General features: G+C 66.0%; 13 protein-coding genes. 8 read left to right on the top strand and 5 right to left on the bottom strand.

Annotated elements, in window-relative coordinates; all coding sequences use genetic code 11:
- Positions 1 to 45: 45 nt before the first annotated feature.
- Positions 46 to 1,116, bottom strand: coding sequence for a recombinase RecA (gene recA, locus jaqu_RS04525; protein ID WP_043917921.1), 1,071 nt, complete (start codon positions 1,114 to 1,116; stop codon positions 46 to 48).
- A 153-nt stretch (positions 1,117 to 1,269) separates the two neighbouring features.
- Between recA and jaqu_RS04520 the strand changes: the two genes are divergently transcribed.
- From jaqu_RS04520 to jaqu_RS04510, 3 genes are all read left to right on the top strand, one after another.
- Positions 1,270 to 1,854, top strand: a complete 585-nt coding sequence (locus jaqu_RS04520; RefSeq protein WP_043917758.1) for a hypothetical protein — start codon at positions 1,270 to 1,272, stop codon at positions 1,852 to 1,854.
- Between the two features lie 157 nt (positions 1,855 to 2,011).
- Entirely contained in the window at positions 2,012 to 3,022 is a 1,011-nt protein-coding gene (locus tag jaqu_RS04515; protein WP_043917757.1) for a 2-hydroxyacid dehydrogenase, read from the top strand.
- A 43-nt stretch (positions 3,023 to 3,065) separates the two neighbouring features.
- Entirely contained in the window at positions 3,066 to 4,562 is a 1,497-nt protein-coding gene (locus jaqu_RS04510; RefSeq protein WP_043917756.1) for an L-lactate permease, read from the top strand.
- 56 nt (positions 4,563 to 4,618) lie between these two features.
- Here jaqu_RS04510 and jaqu_RS20480 read toward each other — a convergent pair whose 3' ends face one another.
- The gene (locus jaqu_RS20480; protein WP_052500772.1) at positions 4,619 to 5,617 is read right to left on the bottom strand and encodes a Gfo/Idh/MocA family protein; all 999 of its coding nucleotides are present in this window, start codon (positions 5,615 to 5,617) and stop codon (positions 4,619 to 4,621) included.
- A 260-nt stretch (positions 5,618 to 5,877) separates the two neighbouring features.
- Here jaqu_RS20480 and jaqu_RS04500 point away from each other — a divergent pair, with 260 nt between their 5' ends.
- The 3 genes from jaqu_RS04500 to jaqu_RS04490 all read left to right on the top strand — a co-directional run bounded on the left by jaqu_RS04500 (position 5,878) and on the right by jaqu_RS04490 (position 9,730).
- A complete protein-coding gene (locus jaqu_RS04500; RefSeq protein ID WP_084629384.1) occupies positions 5,878 to 7,392 on the top strand; it encodes a glycosyltransferase family 39 protein in 1,515 nt (504 codons plus the stop codon).
- Positions 7,393 to 7,646: 254 nt separating this feature from the next.
- Complete coding sequence (locus jaqu_RS04495) at positions 7,647 to 8,849, top strand: glycosyltransferase family 4 protein (RefSeq protein WP_043917754.1); 1,203 nt, start codon at positions 7,647 to 7,649, stop codon at positions 8,847 to 8,849.
- Positions 8,846 to 9,730: a glycosyltransferase family 2 protein gene (locus jaqu_RS04490; RefSeq protein ID WP_043917753.1), complete on the top strand. Its 885-nt coding sequence runs from the start codon at positions 8,846 to 8,848 to the stop codon at positions 9,728 to 9,730. Before jaqu_RS04495 ends, jaqu_RS04490 begins: the two co-directional genes overlap by 4 nt.
- On the opposite strand, the gene jaqu_RS04485 is transcribed toward jaqu_RS04490, so the two are convergent.
- On the bottom strand, positions 9,712 to 10,710 hold the full coding sequence (locus tag jaqu_RS04485) for a hypothetical protein (RefSeq protein WP_043917752.1): 999 nt from the start codon (positions 10,708 to 10,710) through the stop codon (positions 9,712 to 9,714). The two genes, jaqu_RS04490 and jaqu_RS04485, sit on opposite strands and share 19 nt — an antisense overlap.
- A 271-nt stretch (positions 10,711 to 10,981) precedes the next feature.
- Here jaqu_RS04485 and jaqu_RS04480 point away from each other — a divergent pair, with 271 nt between their 5' ends.
- Positions 10,982 to 12,466, top strand: coding sequence for an NAD(P)/FAD-dependent oxidoreductase (locus tag jaqu_RS04480; protein ID WP_043917751.1), 1,485 nt, complete (start codon positions 10,982 to 10,984; stop codon positions 12,464 to 12,466).
- Between the two features lie 16 nt (positions 12,467 to 12,482).
- Here the strand turns inward: jaqu_RS04480 and jaqu_RS04475 are convergent, their stop codons facing one another.
- Complete coding sequence (locus tag jaqu_RS04475; protein ID WP_161793825.1) at positions 12,483 to 13,481, bottom strand: glycosyltransferase; 999 nt, start codon at positions 13,479 to 13,481, stop codon at positions 12,483 to 12,485.
- 103 nt (positions 13,482 to 13,584) lie between these two features.
- Here jaqu_RS04475 and jaqu_RS04470 point away from each other — a divergent pair, with 103 nt between their 5' ends.
- Complete coding sequence (locus jaqu_RS04470) at positions 13,585 to 14,175, top strand: nucleotidyltransferase family protein (RefSeq protein ID WP_043917749.1); 591 nt, start codon at positions 13,585 to 13,587, stop codon at positions 14,173 to 14,175.
- A gap of 19 nt (positions 14,176 to 14,194) precedes the next feature.
- Here jaqu_RS04470 and rnd read toward each other — a convergent pair whose 3' ends face one another.
- On the bottom strand, positions 14,195 to 15,355 hold the full coding sequence (gene rnd / locus jaqu_RS04465; RefSeq protein ID WP_043917748.1) for a ribonuclease D: 1,161 nt from the start codon (positions 15,353 to 15,355) through the stop codon (positions 14,195 to 14,197).
- Positions 15,356 to 15,407 lie beyond the last annotated feature (52 nt).

Genomic DNA, 15,407 nt, shown 5'->3' with positions numbered 1-15,407 from the left:
TCTCCCGGCGGGGCTTCGGCTGCGGCAGCCCTGACCGCGAGGAGATCACTCGTCCAGGATCTCGTCCTTTTCTTCCTTGGTCATCTGGAAATCGAGCCCGTGCGCGGCACGGATCTTGTCCTCGATCTCCTCGGCGATCTGACGGTTCTCGCGCAGGAAGGACTTCGCGTTCTCGCGACCCTGGCCGATCCGCTCGTCCCCGTAAGAGAACCAAGCGCCGGACTTGTCGACCACGCCGGCCTTCACACCGAGGTCGAGCAACTCGCCCATTTTCGAGATGCCTTCGCCATACATGATGTCGAACTCGACCTGCTTGAACGGAGGCGCGACCTTGTTCTTGACGACCTTCACGCGGGTCTGGTTGCCCACCACCTCGTCCCGGTCCTTGATCGCGCCGATCCGGCGGATGTCCAGGCGGACGGACGCGTAGAACTTCAGGGCGTTGCCGCCCGTCGTCGTCTCGGGCGAGCCAAACATGACGCCGATCTTCATGCGGATCTGGTTGATGAAGATGACCATGCAGTTCGAGCGGCTGATCGAGCCGGTCAGCTTGCGCATGGCTTGGCTCATCAGTCGTGCATGCACCCCGACCGAGCTGTCACCCATGTCGCCTTCCAGTTCGGATTTCGGCGTCAGCGCGGCGACCGAGTCGACGACGACCATGCTGACGGCGCCGGACCGGACCAGCGTATCGGCAATCTCCAACGCCTGCTCGCCGTGATCGGGCTGCGAGATCAGCAACTCATCAAGGTCCACACCCAGTTTGCGCGCATATTGCGGGTCGAGCGCATGTTCCGCGTCGACGAAGGCGCAAACGCCGCCCTTCTTCTGTTCTTCGGCGATGGCATGCAGGGTCAGTGTCGTCTTGCCCGACGATTCCGGACCGTAGATTTCCACGATGCGGCCCTTCGGCAGACCGCCGATGCCGAGCGCGATGTCGAGGCCCAACGACCCGGTCGACGTCGCCTCGATATCCTGGGCGGGGCTGTCCTTGCCCATCTTCATGATGGAGCCCTTGCCGAACTGCCGTTCGATCTGCGCCAACGCGCTGTCCAAGGCCTTCTGCTTTTCCGCGCTGCGCTTTTCGCTCATGTCGATGAGGTTCGCCGTTGCCATGATTTCGACCCTTGTTGCATGCTGCCCCAGAGGCAGCAATCCACCGTTCTGTTCTTGCCTTGTTCTCAAATGGACCAAATGCAGAACATTTGCAAGATCTCGTTCATGGATCGTTAGCGAGACTGGGTTAACGAAAGGTTGCCAGGAACAGGTATGCTTATCTTCTGGAAAGCGCGCCTCGTCGTTCTGTCGGTCCCCAAGACCGGCACGACGTCGCTCGAAGCCGCATTCGGACCATATGCGGATGCCGTGATCCGGCACCCGACCGGCCTCAAGCACATGAACGTCCGGCGCTGGCATGCCCAGCTTGCCCCCTTGTTCGAGCAGCGCGGCAAGCGGCCGCTCCGGACGATGGCGGTCATGCGGGAACCGGTCGATTGGCTCGGAAGCTGGTGGCGCTACAGATCGCGCGAGGCGCTCGACGGGTCCGAAAACTCGACGGCCGGGATTTCGTTCGACGATTTCGTCGACGCCTACATGCAGGAAGAGCCGCCGCGCTTCGCCGCCATCGGATCGCAGGCGCGCTTTCTCGACGGCGGGGTCGATCACCTGTTCCCGTTCGGTCGCCTGAACGACGCCATCACGTTCCTGTCCACAGAGACCGGCGCCACCCCGACCGTCGAGCGCCTGAACACCTCCCCGACCGCCGAGATCCGGCTTTCCCCGGAAAGACGCGCGCGGCTGGAAAAGGTCTTCGCGGCCGATTTCGATCTCTGGCGCGGGCTGACGTCCCGATAGGCCCGTCCACGTCATTTTCAGCATGACCAGACAAGTTGGCCGCAGATCGCCTTGAACCCCGGCGCGGCCCGCTCGATACTCCACGGAAGGTCATTCGGTCCCGCCAGGCCATCGCCAAGCCGACCGGACCCGCAACCCCGAGACCAGAGGATGCCCGATGCGGATCGCCATGTTCAGCGCAAAGCCCTACGACCGCGAGACCTTCGAGCGGGTCAACGGCGACCTGGAGGCGCCCCACGAGCTGACATTCATGACGCCGCATCTCGACCGCTCCACGGCTGTGCTGGCCGAAGGGGCCGATGCGGTCTGCGCCTTCGTGAACGACGATGTCGACGCCGAGACCCTCGAGATCCTCGCCGAGCGCGGGGTAAAGCTGCTGCTGATGCGCTGCGCCGGATACAACAATGTCGACGTCGCCGCGGCAGAACGTCTGGGTCTCGCGATCGGTCGTGTGCCCGCCTATTCGCCTCACGCCGTGGCCGAGCATACCATCGCGCTGATCCTCGGCCTGAACCGACGCCTTCACCGCGCCTACAATCGAGTGCGCGAGGGCAATTTCGAGCTCGATGGCCTGATGGGCTTCGACCTCCATGGCAAGACGGTCGGCGTCGTGGGAACCGGCCGGATCGGGATCTGTACGATCCGGATCCTTGCAGGCTTCGGGTGCCGCGTCCTCGCCGCGGATCCGCATCCGGCCGACGAGGCGCGTGAAGCCGGTGCGGATTACGTCGATCTGCCCGACCTGCTCGAACACAGCGACATCGTCACGCTGCATTGCCCGCTCACCCCCGGCACGCATCACCTGATCGACGAGACGGCGCTCGCTTCGATGCGCAACGGCGCCTACCTCATCAACACAAGCCGGGGCGGACTGATCGACACGCGCGCCGTGATCCGGGCGCTGAAGTCGGGGCAGCTCGGCGGTCTCGCCATCGACGTCTACGAGGAAGAAGGCGATCTATTCTTCGAGAACCTCTCGGGCCAAGTGCTTCAGGACGATATCTTTGCCCGGCTGCTGACGTTTCCCAACGTCTTGGTCACCGGGCACCAGGCCTTCTTCACCGAAGAGGCGCTGAACGCGATCGCCCGAACGTCGCTTGCCAATGCGACCGCCTTCGAAGCGGAGGGCCAACCGGAACACGCGGTGACGGTGGAGATGATGGCGTGACGCCTTTCGTATCGGTCGAGCGCGCTCGGTCGACCCTTTCGGGATGCTGAGCGCGCTTGCCGCGACCCCCATCGCGGCCACCCTGCTGATGATGCTGTGGCGCGGATGGTCCGCGGCGCGGGCCGGCGCGATCGGGCTCGGCATCGCCCTCCTCTTCGCGCTGACGGTCTTCGGCCTGACCCCGGACGACGGCAATTCCAGCCTTGCCATCGCACTTGGCGGAACGGTCGCGGAAGCCGGGTTCACGACCGGGACGATCCTCTGGATCATCTGGCCTGCCCTGTGCATCCACGCGTTGCAGGTCGGGACGGGCCGGATCGATCAGCTCCAGGGGGCGATGACCCAACTGACTGACGACTCTCTTGCCCAGACACTTCTGGTGGGATGGTTCTTTGCCCTCTTCATGGAGGGCGCCGCGGGTTTCGGAGCACCGGTCGCGCTGGCCGCGCCGCTTCTGCTGGCAATGGGGATCGAGCCGGCGAGGGCCCTGGCCATTGCCCTGATCGGACATGCGGCGGGTGTTTCGTTCGGGGCGGTCGGCACGCCGATCGTTCCGCAAATCTCGGCAACCGGGCTGCGTGGCGCGGAACTCGCCGTGGTCCCTGCCCTTCTGCACGGCGCGCTCGGCTGGGTCCTCGTTTTCGCGCTGATGCGCGCGCTCGGTGTGTCGCGGCCGGCGCTGGGACTTCTGGCGGCAGCCTGTTTCTTCGTGCCCTATATCTGCCTGGCGCTGCTTCTCGGGCCCGAACTGCCGACGCTGGCAGGCGCCATGGTGGGCGGCGTGGCCTTCGCCTTCGTCATAAGGCGGCGGCGCACGGAGGAGGGCCCTGGATCCGAAAGCCGGGACCCTAGGGCGCTCCTCTCGGCGCTGGCCCCCTATCTGGCGCTTGTCGTTCTCATCCTCTTCACGAGGTTGCCCGGAATCGGGCCATACCTCTCCGCCATCACCATCGGCTGGACGCTCGGCGACAGGTTCTCGGGATCCTTCGCACCGCTCTATCATCCCGGAACCCTGCTCGCGGCATCTTTCGTCGTCGGATGGGCGGTTCAGGGCGCGACGGTCGCGCAGGTGCGCGAGGCGCTCCGGCGGGGCACTGCCCAGCTCTTGCCGGTGGTGCTGCCGCTTCTGGTGATGCTGATCCTTGCAAGGCTGCTGGTTCATTCGGGGATGATCGGCCAGCTCGCCAGCGATGCCGCCTCCGCCTTCGGCGCGAGCTGGCCCGCCATCGCACCGTTCGTCGGAATGTTCGGCACGTTCGTGACCGGCTCGGCAACCACGTCGAACATCCTCTTCACGCAGTTGCAGGCCGATATCGCGGGCGAACTCGACCTATCCCTCACCCTGCTCCTCGGCGCGCAGACCTTCGGCGCGGCTGTCGGCAACATCGTCTGCCCCCACAACATCGTGGCCGGCTGCGCGACGATCGGCCTCGTCGGCCGCGAGGGAGAGATCTTGCGGCGAACGATCCCCGTGGGCCTGCTCTACGCCCTTCTGGGCGGCATCCTCGCTCTGGGCGCGGGTTGGGTCGTGCAACCGTGACCGCCTCTCGGCAAGCGCCTGCGATCCCTGGTACCGCCGCCCGCGGCCTCGGGCCCCTAGTCCAAAGCCGACCGGAGTAACGTCATCGCCCGCGCGCCGACCCGGAAATCCGCCGGAACGGCCGAGCCAGCGGGATCTCCACCGGCCGCGACGGTGACGAAATGCGAGAGAGCCGCCTCGAACGATGGGTCGGGGCGGTGTCTCGGATCGACGGCCGCAGCGCCATCCGCGATGCGTGCCTGCCAGCGTCCCATTGTCCCCAGCCGTGCCTGAGACCGGGACATCGTCGCCCGGCCTGAGACGAGGTCGATCTCAAGATGGGCCTTCTCGCACAGGATCTCGATCCGATGGACGCTCACGCCGCTTGTCTGGGCCACCGTCAGCGAGAGCGGCGTTCCGTCATCGAGCGACGCCGACAGGGTCGCCGCACTTCCGTCCGGGCCGGGCTTCTGTCGGGCCTGCACGCTTCCGGGATCGACAGCCTGTCCGGACAGATACCCGAAGAGATCGACATGGTGGCTGCCGAGATCTGTCAGGGCATCGCCACCCCCGCCCATCTTCAGCTTCCAATCCGGCAGGGCGCGACGTTCGGAGGTAAAAACGCTGCGGATCGCGACCGGTGCGCCAAGCTCTCCGCTGGCGATCCGGTCGCGCGCCGAAAGGATTTCGGGATGGAACCGGAAGTTATGACCGACGATCCCGACCGTTCCCGCGACCTGGCGCGCGGCGATCAGCGCCTCTGCCTCCTGCTCGGTCGGGGCAAGCGGTTTCTCGACATAGACCGGCAAGCCCGCGTCGAGCGCGGCGAGCGTAGCCTCGGCGTGATATTCCGGCGGGGTGCAGATCACGACCGCATCGGCCTCTCCCGCCTGCAGCACCGACTCGAGATCCGCGTGCAGCACCGCGCCGGGCGCGATCCGGGACATGGCCATGCGCGCGGCTCCGTCGGGATCCACGATGGCGCTCAGCCGGGCCGCGGGCAATCGCGACAGGATCGGACCGTGCAGCGCGCGGGCGATCCGACCGCAGCCGACCAGCGCCACGTTCAGCGACATGACAGGTTCCGATAGGGCGGCGCGACGGCGGGCATGAACGATCTCCTGAGCGGGTCCGACATGGTGCATAGAGCAAGTCGGCCAGCCGAATGCCATGCCGATCGCGGATTACCCCGGCCAGTTGCCCGGACGGATTGCGTCGCTGCCCGATTGACGGGCAGCTTGCCGCTCTTCTGACGGGCCGCGAGCGAAACCCGCGGAGACACCTTCGCCGCCGGCGCGGGAGATGGTAGCTCTGGCTCAGCCGAGTACCGGGGCCCATGTCCGACGCAATCAACTCCAGAGAAGGCGGGAAACCGCTCCGAATGGCCGGGCACATCCCCGTCCTGCTGATCGGCCTTCACTGGCTCGTCATCTGGATGGTCTGGGACGGGATCGGTCCGCGCGACGCGGTCAGATATGTCGACGCCGCGCTCTCCCTTCTGGACGGGCAGGTCACCGACACGCATTGGGGCCTGCGCTGGCCTCTGGTGCTGCCGATGGCCGGGAGCCTCGCGGTCTTCGGACAGAACGAGTTCGCGGCCAGCCTCCCCGTCTTCGCGTATTCCAGCCTTCTGGTGGTGATTTCTTGGCAGATCGCCCGCCGCTGGTTCGGGGAAGCGGCCGGTTTCGCGGCGGGTATCCTCTTTGCCGGGTCCGGCCTTTTCACAATGGTCGGATCGGGGATCTACATCTTCCTGCCGGAGATCGTGTTCTGTGTCGCATCCCTCGGTCTGGCAACGCAGGCCGGGGACCGGCCGGTCGGCAGATATGCCCTTGCCGGCGCGCTTGTCTTCCTTGCCTGGCTTTGCAGGGAGACGTCCGGCTTCATGCTGCCGGCGTTGGTTGCCGGGGCGTTCACCATGTTCGGCATAACGCGAAACGCGCTGTTGGCCGCAAGTGCCGCGACTGCGGCCTTCATCGGCCTCGTCGCGCTCGAATGGCTTGGCTACTGGCTGGGACGGGGGGATCCGCTGCACCGGATCTGGATCGACCTCGGCCATGGCAGGGGACAAAGCGGGACGGAAATTCTGCCCGACGGGATGGGATCCGCGTCATCCTGGCTCGACCCCCTTTTCGGAGCGCTTACCCATGGCATCGTGCTGCCGATCCACCTGACCGCAATCGCCGCCGCCGTCCTGATCCTCATGTCCCGTGTGCGGCCAAGGTCCGGCGGCGGGCGGGCCCTCATCACGGCGGGCGTTGCCGCCGCATTGTCCTTCGCGATCAGTGTCGGCCTCCTCAACCTTGAGACGGTGTTCTACTTCCCGATCGTGCCGTGGCTCGCAACCATGCTGGCCGGTTGGGGCCTTGCGGTCATTGCGCGGATGTCGGGAAAGCCTTCTGCGTTGGCAATCGGCGCCCCGATCATCGTGAGCAGCTTCGCGATCCACGATCTGACCCGCGACCGCAGCATGATCGCTGCGCGCGCGCTCGCGGATTTCGCGATATCGGCGGGAGAGCCGGTTGCCGCGGACCCCTATCTCGCCGAGCGGGCGCGCATGTTCCTGCGGCTCGATCGGGACGATGTGGGTCGGGTTGTCGACTACAGGGAGGTCGCCTCCCTGTCCGGGTATCTCGTCTTCGATTCCCTCGCCGGACGGGGTGCCATCAGGGGCGTGCCCGATCCGACCGGGTGGAGCGAATTCCGGCGGCTGAGTTTCGGCGAGGCTCCGGTAACCGCGCGGCTGTTCCGTTCGGCCGGTTCTCTCGCCCGCCCGGTGCCCCAGCGACTTCTACGAGATCCTCCCGGTGCGGTGATATGGCGTGTTCCGGAAGCCGCATCCGCGGACTGAGACCGAGCATCTCCGTCTGCGCCCGCGACGACGTTATGCAGGTGACCGCGATGCGGATCGGCCGTGTCGCGACTGGGCCGAGCCGCGCCGGGTCTAGGGGCCAAGGGACGTCAGACGTTTGACGGTCACCGCGACGCGATCTACGGTCCACCCAGCCAGAGGGAGGAGGCCATCACGGCCGTGCGGCACCCGTTCGTCGGAGCCGGCTCCCGACCGTGGTCAGGTCTCCGCGAACGGTCCGGCAAGGAGACGCGTTGAAGGTCCTGCTCATCAACGATTACGGCACGCCCAACGGTGGAGCCGAGCTTCAGATGCTCGCCATCCGGCGGGACCTGATGGCGCGTGGTCACGAGGTGCGTCTCTTCGCCAGCGACGCGACACTGGTCCACGGATACCCGAATGCCGCCGATCGGACAGCGAAGGGCCGCACCGATCTGGGCCAGGTTCTCACGCAGGCGGTCAATCCATGGGCCTGGGCCGCCCTGCGGAGAGAGCTCGCCGACCATCCGCCCGACATGGTGCATATCCGCATGTTCCTCTGGCAGCTTTCGCCGGTGATCCTGCCGCTTCTGCGAAACGTGCCGGTTCTCTATCACGCGGCGGTGCACAAGGCGGTCTGCCCGACGGGGCTGAAACTCCTGCCCGACGGCACGTCCTGCCCTCACCGTCCCGGCCGTGTCTGCTACCGAGAGGGATGCACCGCGCCGATCACCTGGACGGCGACCATGACACAACTCGCCCTCCTGCGCCGCTGGCGGTCCTGCATCGACCAGCTTGCCGTCTTGTCCGAACCCATGCGTGCTGCCTTCGAAGCCGAGGGTTGGACAGACGTCGCCGTCGAGGGAAATGGCATCGACCTGGTGGCGCTGCGGGGTCCGCTGACGGACCCGCCGGTCGTCGTCTATGGCGGTCGCCTCGCCCGGGAGAAGGGGGTGGAGACGCTGCTCGACGCCTTCTCCCGGTTACGCGACCGGCATCCGACGGCGCGGCTTCTGATCGCGGGCACCGGCCCGTCAGAGCCCGCCCTTCGACAGCGAGCCGCGCCGATGGGCGATGCCGTCGCCTTTCTGGGCCACCTGTCGCGCGAGCGGATGGAGGAGGTCTTCGCCACCGCCTGGGTGCAGGTCGTCCCCTCGCTCTGGCACGAACCCTTCGGCAATGTCTCGACCGAGGCGATGGCTCGGGGCACGGCGGTGATCGCGTCTGACATGGGCGGCCAGCGTACCATCGTGGCGGATGGAGAGACCGGCTTCCTCGTGCCGCCCGGCGACGTCCGCGCGCTGTCCGACCGTCTCGACCGGATCCTTGGTGACCGCGACCTGGCGGAACGTCTGGGCCGGGCCGGGCGCCACCGGGCCGAAACCGTCTTTTCCCGCGCCCGGGTGATGGACCGGATCGAAGCTCTCTATGACCGGACCATCGCGCGCCATGGCGCGGGGAAGGCGGTGCTCGCGTGAAGGCCGCAACCGTCGTCGCCAGCTACGACCGACCCGCGCATATCAAGGCTTGCGTCGAATGCCTGCTGGGGATCGACGGCGATTTCGAGATCGTCGTCGTCGATGACGGCAGCCCGACCCCCTACGCGCCCCTGCTTGCCGATTACGGGCCCCGGGTCCGCTGCATCCGACAGAACAATGCCGGCCCGGCCGCCGCCCGCAATCGCGGGGTTCGCGATGCGGGTGCCGATTTCGTTGCCTTCACCGACGACGATTGCCGCCCGCACAAAGACTGGTTCACCGCGCTGCAGGCCGCCCATTCCGGGGTCGCCGACAGGCTTGTGGGTGGGCGGATCGTCAACAGCCTCAAGGCCAACGTCTTTTCCGAGGCGAGCCAGGACCTGTCGACCTATCTCTACGAGTATTTCGGCGCGGATCGCGACCTCTCCTTCTTCACGACCAACAACCTCGCCTTTTCCCGCGCGCGGTTCGAGGACCTGGGCGGACTCGACGCGTCTTTTCGTTTTGCTTCGGAGGATCGCGACTTGTCCATGCGCTGGCGTGCGGCGGGCGGGCACCTCACCTATGCCGAGGGGGCCGTGGTCGATCACCTGCACCGGCTCGGCCTCACCAGTTTCCTGCGGCAGCATCTCAGCTACGGCCGCGGCGCGCGGACGCTGCACCTGAAGATGGATGCGACCGGCGACGACCGCCCCAAGGTCGAGCCATTCCGCTTCTACCGGGATCTGATGCTTTATCCGCTGCGCAAGCGCGGCATCCGCGGCGTACCCGGCTCGATCCTGATGGGTCTGTCACAGGTGGCGATGGTCGCAGGCTACGGCGCCGAGATCCGCGACCGCCGCCGGGCGGCCCGGATCTCCGGTCAGGGTCGGTCGGGGTAGAACATCTTTCGATCCTCGGGCCCCAGATGAGCGGCCCGGTCCATCTCGAACCGCTCCAGCAGGGCGCGCGAGCCGCCGGGCCCGGCCAGATAGCCGATCATCTGCCCTATTGCATCCATGGTCAGGCCCAGCATCAGGGCCGGAGATCGGCGCGGCTCGGACAGATGCGGGACCCGCGCGAAGATGTCGTGCCGCTCCCGCAGGTAGCGCAGGCGCGGAATCGCCGCGCCTAGCAGAACGTACATTCCGCGCTTCAGAGGTCCCCACCCCTCGGCCTCGGCGCGGTTCGCGCCGTAGAAGCGGCCGACATTGCGGCGCAGCGCCCAGGTCGAGGACCAGCTGGCCGGATTGATGTGTCGGATGCGGGCCTCGGGGACGGCGCGGAACGTACCGCCCGTGTCCCGCAGATGGCGGATGATCGATCCTTCGCGGTTGAAGAGCTTGGGATAGATCTCCCGGTCGACATTACGCAAGGCCTCGGTCCGAAAGGTGCAATTGTGGTGCGCAATCCAGTCGGTCGGCCCCCCGGGGGCATGGTCGGACCATTGCGAATAGGCCAGCATGTAGTTGGCGTGGCTCAGCAGGCTGCCCGGATTGGCATTCGCGATCCCGGACCCGAAGCCCACGTCGTCGTGGGTGCGTGCGACGGCCAGCATCGTTTCGGCCCAGTCGGCATCGGGCAGCGCATGGTCCTCTACAATCGAGACGAATTCGGTCTCGGCCGTGAGCGCGGCGAGGCCGGTCGCCTCGTCCACGATGCCGACCGGTTCATCGTCGATCACCCGCCAGGCGGCAAATCGAGTCAGCCATGGCTCCAGCAAACCGATCTCCGTGCCGGGATCCACGCGCAGCACCAGTTCGATCCGATCCGCGACGGTTTGTGCTGCAAGCGCAGCGACAACCATGCGTACCGCCCAGGCGCCGCTACCGGTCGCCACCACGACGGTCAGGTCCGGACCCGGATTCGCGCTGCCGCTCATGATGCGTCCTCTTCTTTCTCGGCCGGGATCAGAGCTCACCTCTAAGTCGAGTTGTCGCAAGGTGATTCGTCAGTCGCCACCTTCCGATTGATCGCGCCGCAGACACGATCCGCCCCTTTGCCGACCACATTGCCACCATAATGTACAAACCGACTTTCTGCACCTGCATAGTCCCGCCGATCGGTCGAACTTTAACTCAGATCGATAGCTTCCTGTGACAATCGGCGTTTACCTCTGTTAACAACTCCCCGTGACTTAACGAGGAAGAAATATGCCGCACCAAGATGTCGTCGTGATCGGTGGGGGCCCCGCCGGGCTGACCGCCGCCTACGAATTGCAGCGCCGCAGCGAAGACTATGTCCCCCGCGTGTTCGAGGCCGGGCATATCGTGGGCGGAATCGCCCGCACGGAGAGTCACAAGGGGTACCGGTTCGACATCGGCGGCCACCGCTTCTTCACCAAGGTCCGCGAAGTCGAGGAGATGTGGCACGAAGTTCTGGGTGACGATTTCATCCGGGTGCCCCGCAAGAGCCGCATCTTCTATCGCGGACGTTTCTTCGAATACCCGCTCAAGATCTTCGACGCGCTCTACAACATCGGTGCCTACGAGGCGCTGCGGATCATCGCCAGCTACGCAAAGTGGCAGATCCGCCCTCATAAGCGCGAGGACACGTTCGAGGAATGGGTCGTCAACCGCTTCGGCGGGCGCCTCTACATGCACTTCTTCGCCAGCTACACCGAAAAGGTCTGGGGCATCCCGCCCAGCAAGATCCGGTCGGACTGGGCGGCGCAGCGCATCAAGAACCTGACGCTGCGCAAGGCGGTCTGGAACGCGCTGTCCGGCGCCAACGATACCGCATCGCTGATCGAGGAATTCTCCTATCCGCGTCTCGGACCCGGCATGATGTGGGAACGCACCGCCGAACTGGTCGAAGAAAAGGGCGGCACCGTCGAGATGCGCTCCGAAGTGACGCGCGTCGCCCGATCCGGCAGCCGGATCACCGGCGTGGACGTCCGCCGGTGGAGTGCCGAAGGCGAGGATCTGGGCACCGAGCATGTGAAGGGCGACCATTTCGTCAACACGATGGCCTTGCGCGACCTGATCGAGAAGATGGATCCCCCGCCGCCGCCTCATGTGGTCGAGGCGGCCGCCAAGCTGAAATATCGCGACTTCCTGATCGTAACGCTGATCCTGAATCAGAAGGATCCGTTCCCTGACAACTGGGTCTATGTCCACTCGCCCGAAGTGAAGGTCGGGCGGATCCAGAACTTCCGCGCCTGGTCCAAGGAGTTGCTGCCCGATCCGAACACTGCGTCCATCGGGATGGAATACTTCTGCCAAAAGGGCGACGGCCTCTGGAACATGACCGAGGAAGAGTTGATCGACCTCGCCGGGCGTGAACTCGAAGAGATCGGTCTCGGCAAGCAGGACAGCGTCGTCGACGGCGCCATCATCCGTCAGCCCAAGGCCTACCCGGTCTATGATGACGACAGCATTCCCTCGGTCGAGGTGATCTCCGACTGGCTTCGCACGCTAGAGAACTTCCAGACCGTGGGGCGCAACGGCCTGCACCGCTACAACAATCAGGACCATTCGATGCTGACGGCGATGATCGCCGCCCGCAATATCGTCGGTCTGCAAGCGGACGATGTCTGGACCGTGAACCTGGAACGCTCCTACCACGAAGAGTTTCAGGTCAGCGAGAAAGAGCAGCCCGCCGCACCCGCCGAAGAAGAGTTGCGCAAAGCGAGCTGACGGCTCTCTGCCGGCCTCAGCCTCGTGCGATGCCGGTCCGCGCGAGGGCATAGCCAAGCCCCGCGCACAGAAAGTGCACCCAGAGCACGCCGAGCCCCTGAAGGGCTCGGCCGGCCCCGTCCAGCCGCGCCAGCAGGCTCAGGAACCCTCGGTTCGCCACCGCCAGCGCACCCAGTCCCGCCATCACCAAAAGCGCACCCGGCCCTGGCGCCATCAGGAACACCGGCAGCGCGATCAGCGTCGCCGCGACGGCCAGAACCGAAACCTTCCCTGCCGCGCTCACATTCAGCCCCGCAGGCACCGAGCGGCCGAGCTCCGAATGCATCAGCCGTGTCCACGGCACCGCACGGTTCCACAGATCCGCGCGCACCAGCCCGGCCAGCGTCCAGCGTTTGCGATGGCTCCCCCGGATCTCAGGGTCCAGCAAGATCCGGTGCCCTGCTCGCACCAGACGCAGACCGAACTCGATATCCTCCATCATCCGCTGCCCCGGATCGAACCCGCCCAGCGCCTCGAAGACATCCCGCCGGACTGCGCCCAACCCTGTCCAGAAGCTCGTCGCCTCGCCCGGGTTCGACGCGTGGACATGGTGGTTCAGCAGGTTGCGGATCCGGCTCACCGCTTGGGGGTGCAGCGGCTCCCGATCATACGCGCCGAAGATGGCAGCAAGCCCCGCGTCGCTCTCCAGCCTTTCGCGAACGCGCCGCACCGCATCGGGATGGACGGTCACGTCCGCGTCCACGAACAGAAGCACGTCGCCCGCCGGGTGCGTGGCGCCCTTGTTTCGAGCCGAAGCGGCCCCGGCACCGCCCCCGTGCATCAGGACGACGCCGCGCCCTGCTGCGATCGACCCGGTCGCGTCGATCGACCCATCGTCCACCACGACGATCCGGTCAGCTGCCAATCCCGCTGCCATCAGCGCGTCAACGCATGGCCCGATATCTCCGGCTGTGTCCCGCGCGGGGATTACGGCCAGGATGTCCAGGCTACCTGCCCTGCGCGGCGTGGAGGTCATGGCCCGACTAGACCGATCCCGTCCGGCACCGTCAATCCGCCCCTTGGCGGCCATCGCATTCCTCGCCTAGACCCGAAGGAAACCCAGCGACCGAGAGACCTGAATGCGCCCCGCCCCCGCGATCCTGATCCTCGCCGCCGGCGCCTCCAGCCGCATGGGCGACCGGGACAAATTGCTCGAAACGGTGGATGGCACGCCGCTCATTCTGCGCGCCGCCCGCGCGGCCTGCGCGAATTCGGCTGAAGTGATCGTCACGCTTCCCACCGGAGAGATGTCGCGCCGGGCCTGGCTGACCGACCTGCCTCTCAGGATCGTCGATGTATCAAACCTGGCAATGTCCGCCTCGATCCGCGCAGGCGTCGCGGTCTGCGCCGCCGATGCGATCCTGATCCATCTTGCCGACATGCCGGAGGTTGGAGCGGACGACTTGGCCACGCTGATCCATGCATGGCAACGCAGCGATGCTCCGATCCTGCGGGCTACGGCTCAGGATGGCCGCCCCGGCCAGCCCGTGATCTTCGATCGGAGCCTCTTTCCCGCGCTTTCGTCCCTCGACGGGGATCGCGGGGCCAAGGCCCTTATCGCGGAAATGGACGCGGAGCAGGTTCCCCTGCCGGAGGAGCGCGCCCTGACCGACCTCGACACCCCTGCCGCCTGGGCAGAATGGCGGTCCCGGACCGGCCGGCCTTTCTGACGATCCTGCCGAAGCGCACTCAATCCAGCGGGACGATCCTGACCTTCGATCCTTCGCATGCCAAAGCGATAGTCCCCTCGCAGAGGCGCAGCGCATCCTTGCCGAACACCTCGCCCCGCCAACCCCGCGCCCAAAGGCCGTCCCGCTCACCGGCGGCGATGTCGTCCAGATCCGATGCGGTCGCGATCAGCTTCGATGCCACGCCCTCTCCCTCGGCTTTCGCCTTGAGAAGAACGCGCAGCAGGTCGGCCAGCGCACCGTTGATCTGGTCCCGAGCCTTCGGCTTCGGTGGGTTTGGCAGATCTTCCTTGGCCATCGCGACCCCACGGGCGACGGCCGACAGGATACCATCCGCGATCACGCCCTTGCGCGCCTCCCGCAGCAGCAGACGTGCTTTGCCGAGTTCCGCCGGATCGCTTGGCTTCAAAGAGGCGAGCTCAAGCAAGGCGTCGTCCTTGAAGACCCGGTTGCGGGGAATGTCTGCCGTCTGAGCGTGGCTTTCACGAAATGCCGCAAGCTCCGCGGCAATCGCTACGAACCGCGGGCCCGGATTGCGCATCTTGAGCCTGCGCCACGCCTCGTCGGGCTCGGTGACGTAGGTCGCGGGATCGCGCAGGACGTCCATCTCCTCTTCGACCCACGGGGTCCGGCCCGAATTCCGCAACTGCTCCGACAGGTTTTCGTAGACGACCCGCAGGTGGGTGACATCCGCCAGCGCGTACCGCTTCTGCGCGTCCGACAACGGGCGTCGGGACCAATCGGTAAAGCGGCTCGACTTGTCGACCTGCGCACGCGCGATCTTGCGGACCAGCGTCTCGTATCCGACCTGTTCCCCGAAGCCGCAGACCATCGCGGCGACCTGCGTGTCGAAGAGGGGTGCGGGGATCACGTTGCCCTCGTGCCAGAAGATCTCCAGATCCTGGCGCGCCGCATGGAACACCTTCACGACGCTCTGATTGCGAAAAAGATCGTAGAGCGGGGAGAGATCCAGCCCGTCGGCAAGCGGGTCGATCAGGACGGAATCGTCTTCCCCATCGCCCGGATAGGCGAGTTGAACGAGGCAGAGCTTCGCGTAGTACGTCCGTTCGCGCAGGAACTCGGTGTCCACCGTGACATAGGGGTAGTCGGCCGCCCGGGCGCAGAAGGCGCGCAAGGCGTCGGTCTCGTTCAGTGTGATGATCTTGTCGGAAATGGTCCTGTCCTCCGGGCGGCCTGACTAGCGTGGCTCGGAA

Source organism: Jannaschia aquimarina (assembly GCF_000877395.1).
Classification (GTDB): domain Bacteria; phylum Pseudomonadota; class Alphaproteobacteria; order Rhodobacterales; family Rhodobacteraceae; genus Jannaschia; species Jannaschia aquimarina.
Note: the sequence above shows the minus strand (reverse complement) of the source record. Positions and strands in the feature narration are given on the sequence as shown.

What these genes read in the sequence shown, in the direction of transcription:
- jaqu_RS04515 (WP_043917757.1), top strand. Translation starts at nt 2,012, where the DNA reads ATGCGGATCGCCATGTTCAGCGCAAAGCCCTACGACCGCGAGACCTTC.
- jaqu_RS04475 (WP_161793825.1), bottom strand. Translation starts at nt 13,481, where the DNA reads ATGACCTCCACGCCGCGCAGGGCAGGTAGCCTGGACATCCTGGCCGTA.
- jaqu_RS04480 (WP_043917751.1), top strand. Translation starts at nt 10,982, where the DNA reads ATGCCGCACCAAGATGTCGTCGTGATCGGTGGGGGCCCCGCCGGGCTG.
- jaqu_RS04500 (WP_084629384.1), top strand. Translation starts at nt 5,878, where the DNA reads ATGTCCGACGCAATCAACTCCAGAGAAGGCGGGAAACCGCTCCGAATG.
- jaqu_RS20480 (WP_052500772.1), bottom strand. Translation starts at nt 5,617, where the DNA reads ATGTCGCTGAACGTGGCGCTGGTCGGCTGCGGTCGGATCGCCCGCGCG.
- jaqu_RS04510 (WP_043917756.1), top strand. Translation starts at nt 3,066, where the DNA reads ATGCTGAGCGCGCTTGCCGCGACCCCCATCGCGGCCACCCTGCTGATG.
- recA (WP_043917921.1), bottom strand. Translation starts at nt 1,116, where the DNA reads ATGGCAACGGCGAACCTCATCGACATGAGCGAAAAGCGCAGCGCGGAA.
- jaqu_RS04470 (WP_043917749.1), top strand. Translation starts at nt 13,585, where the DNA reads ATGCGCCCCGCCCCCGCGATCCTGATCCTCGCCGCCGGCGCCTCCAGC.
- jaqu_RS04485 (WP_043917752.1), bottom strand. Translation starts at nt 10,710, where the DNA reads ATGAGCGGCAGCGCGAATCCGGGTCCGGACCTGACCGTCGTGGTGGCG.
- jaqu_RS04520 (WP_043917758.1), top strand. Translation starts at nt 1,270, where the DNA reads ATGCTTATCTTCTGGAAAGCGCGCCTCGTCGTTCTGTCGGTCCCCAAG.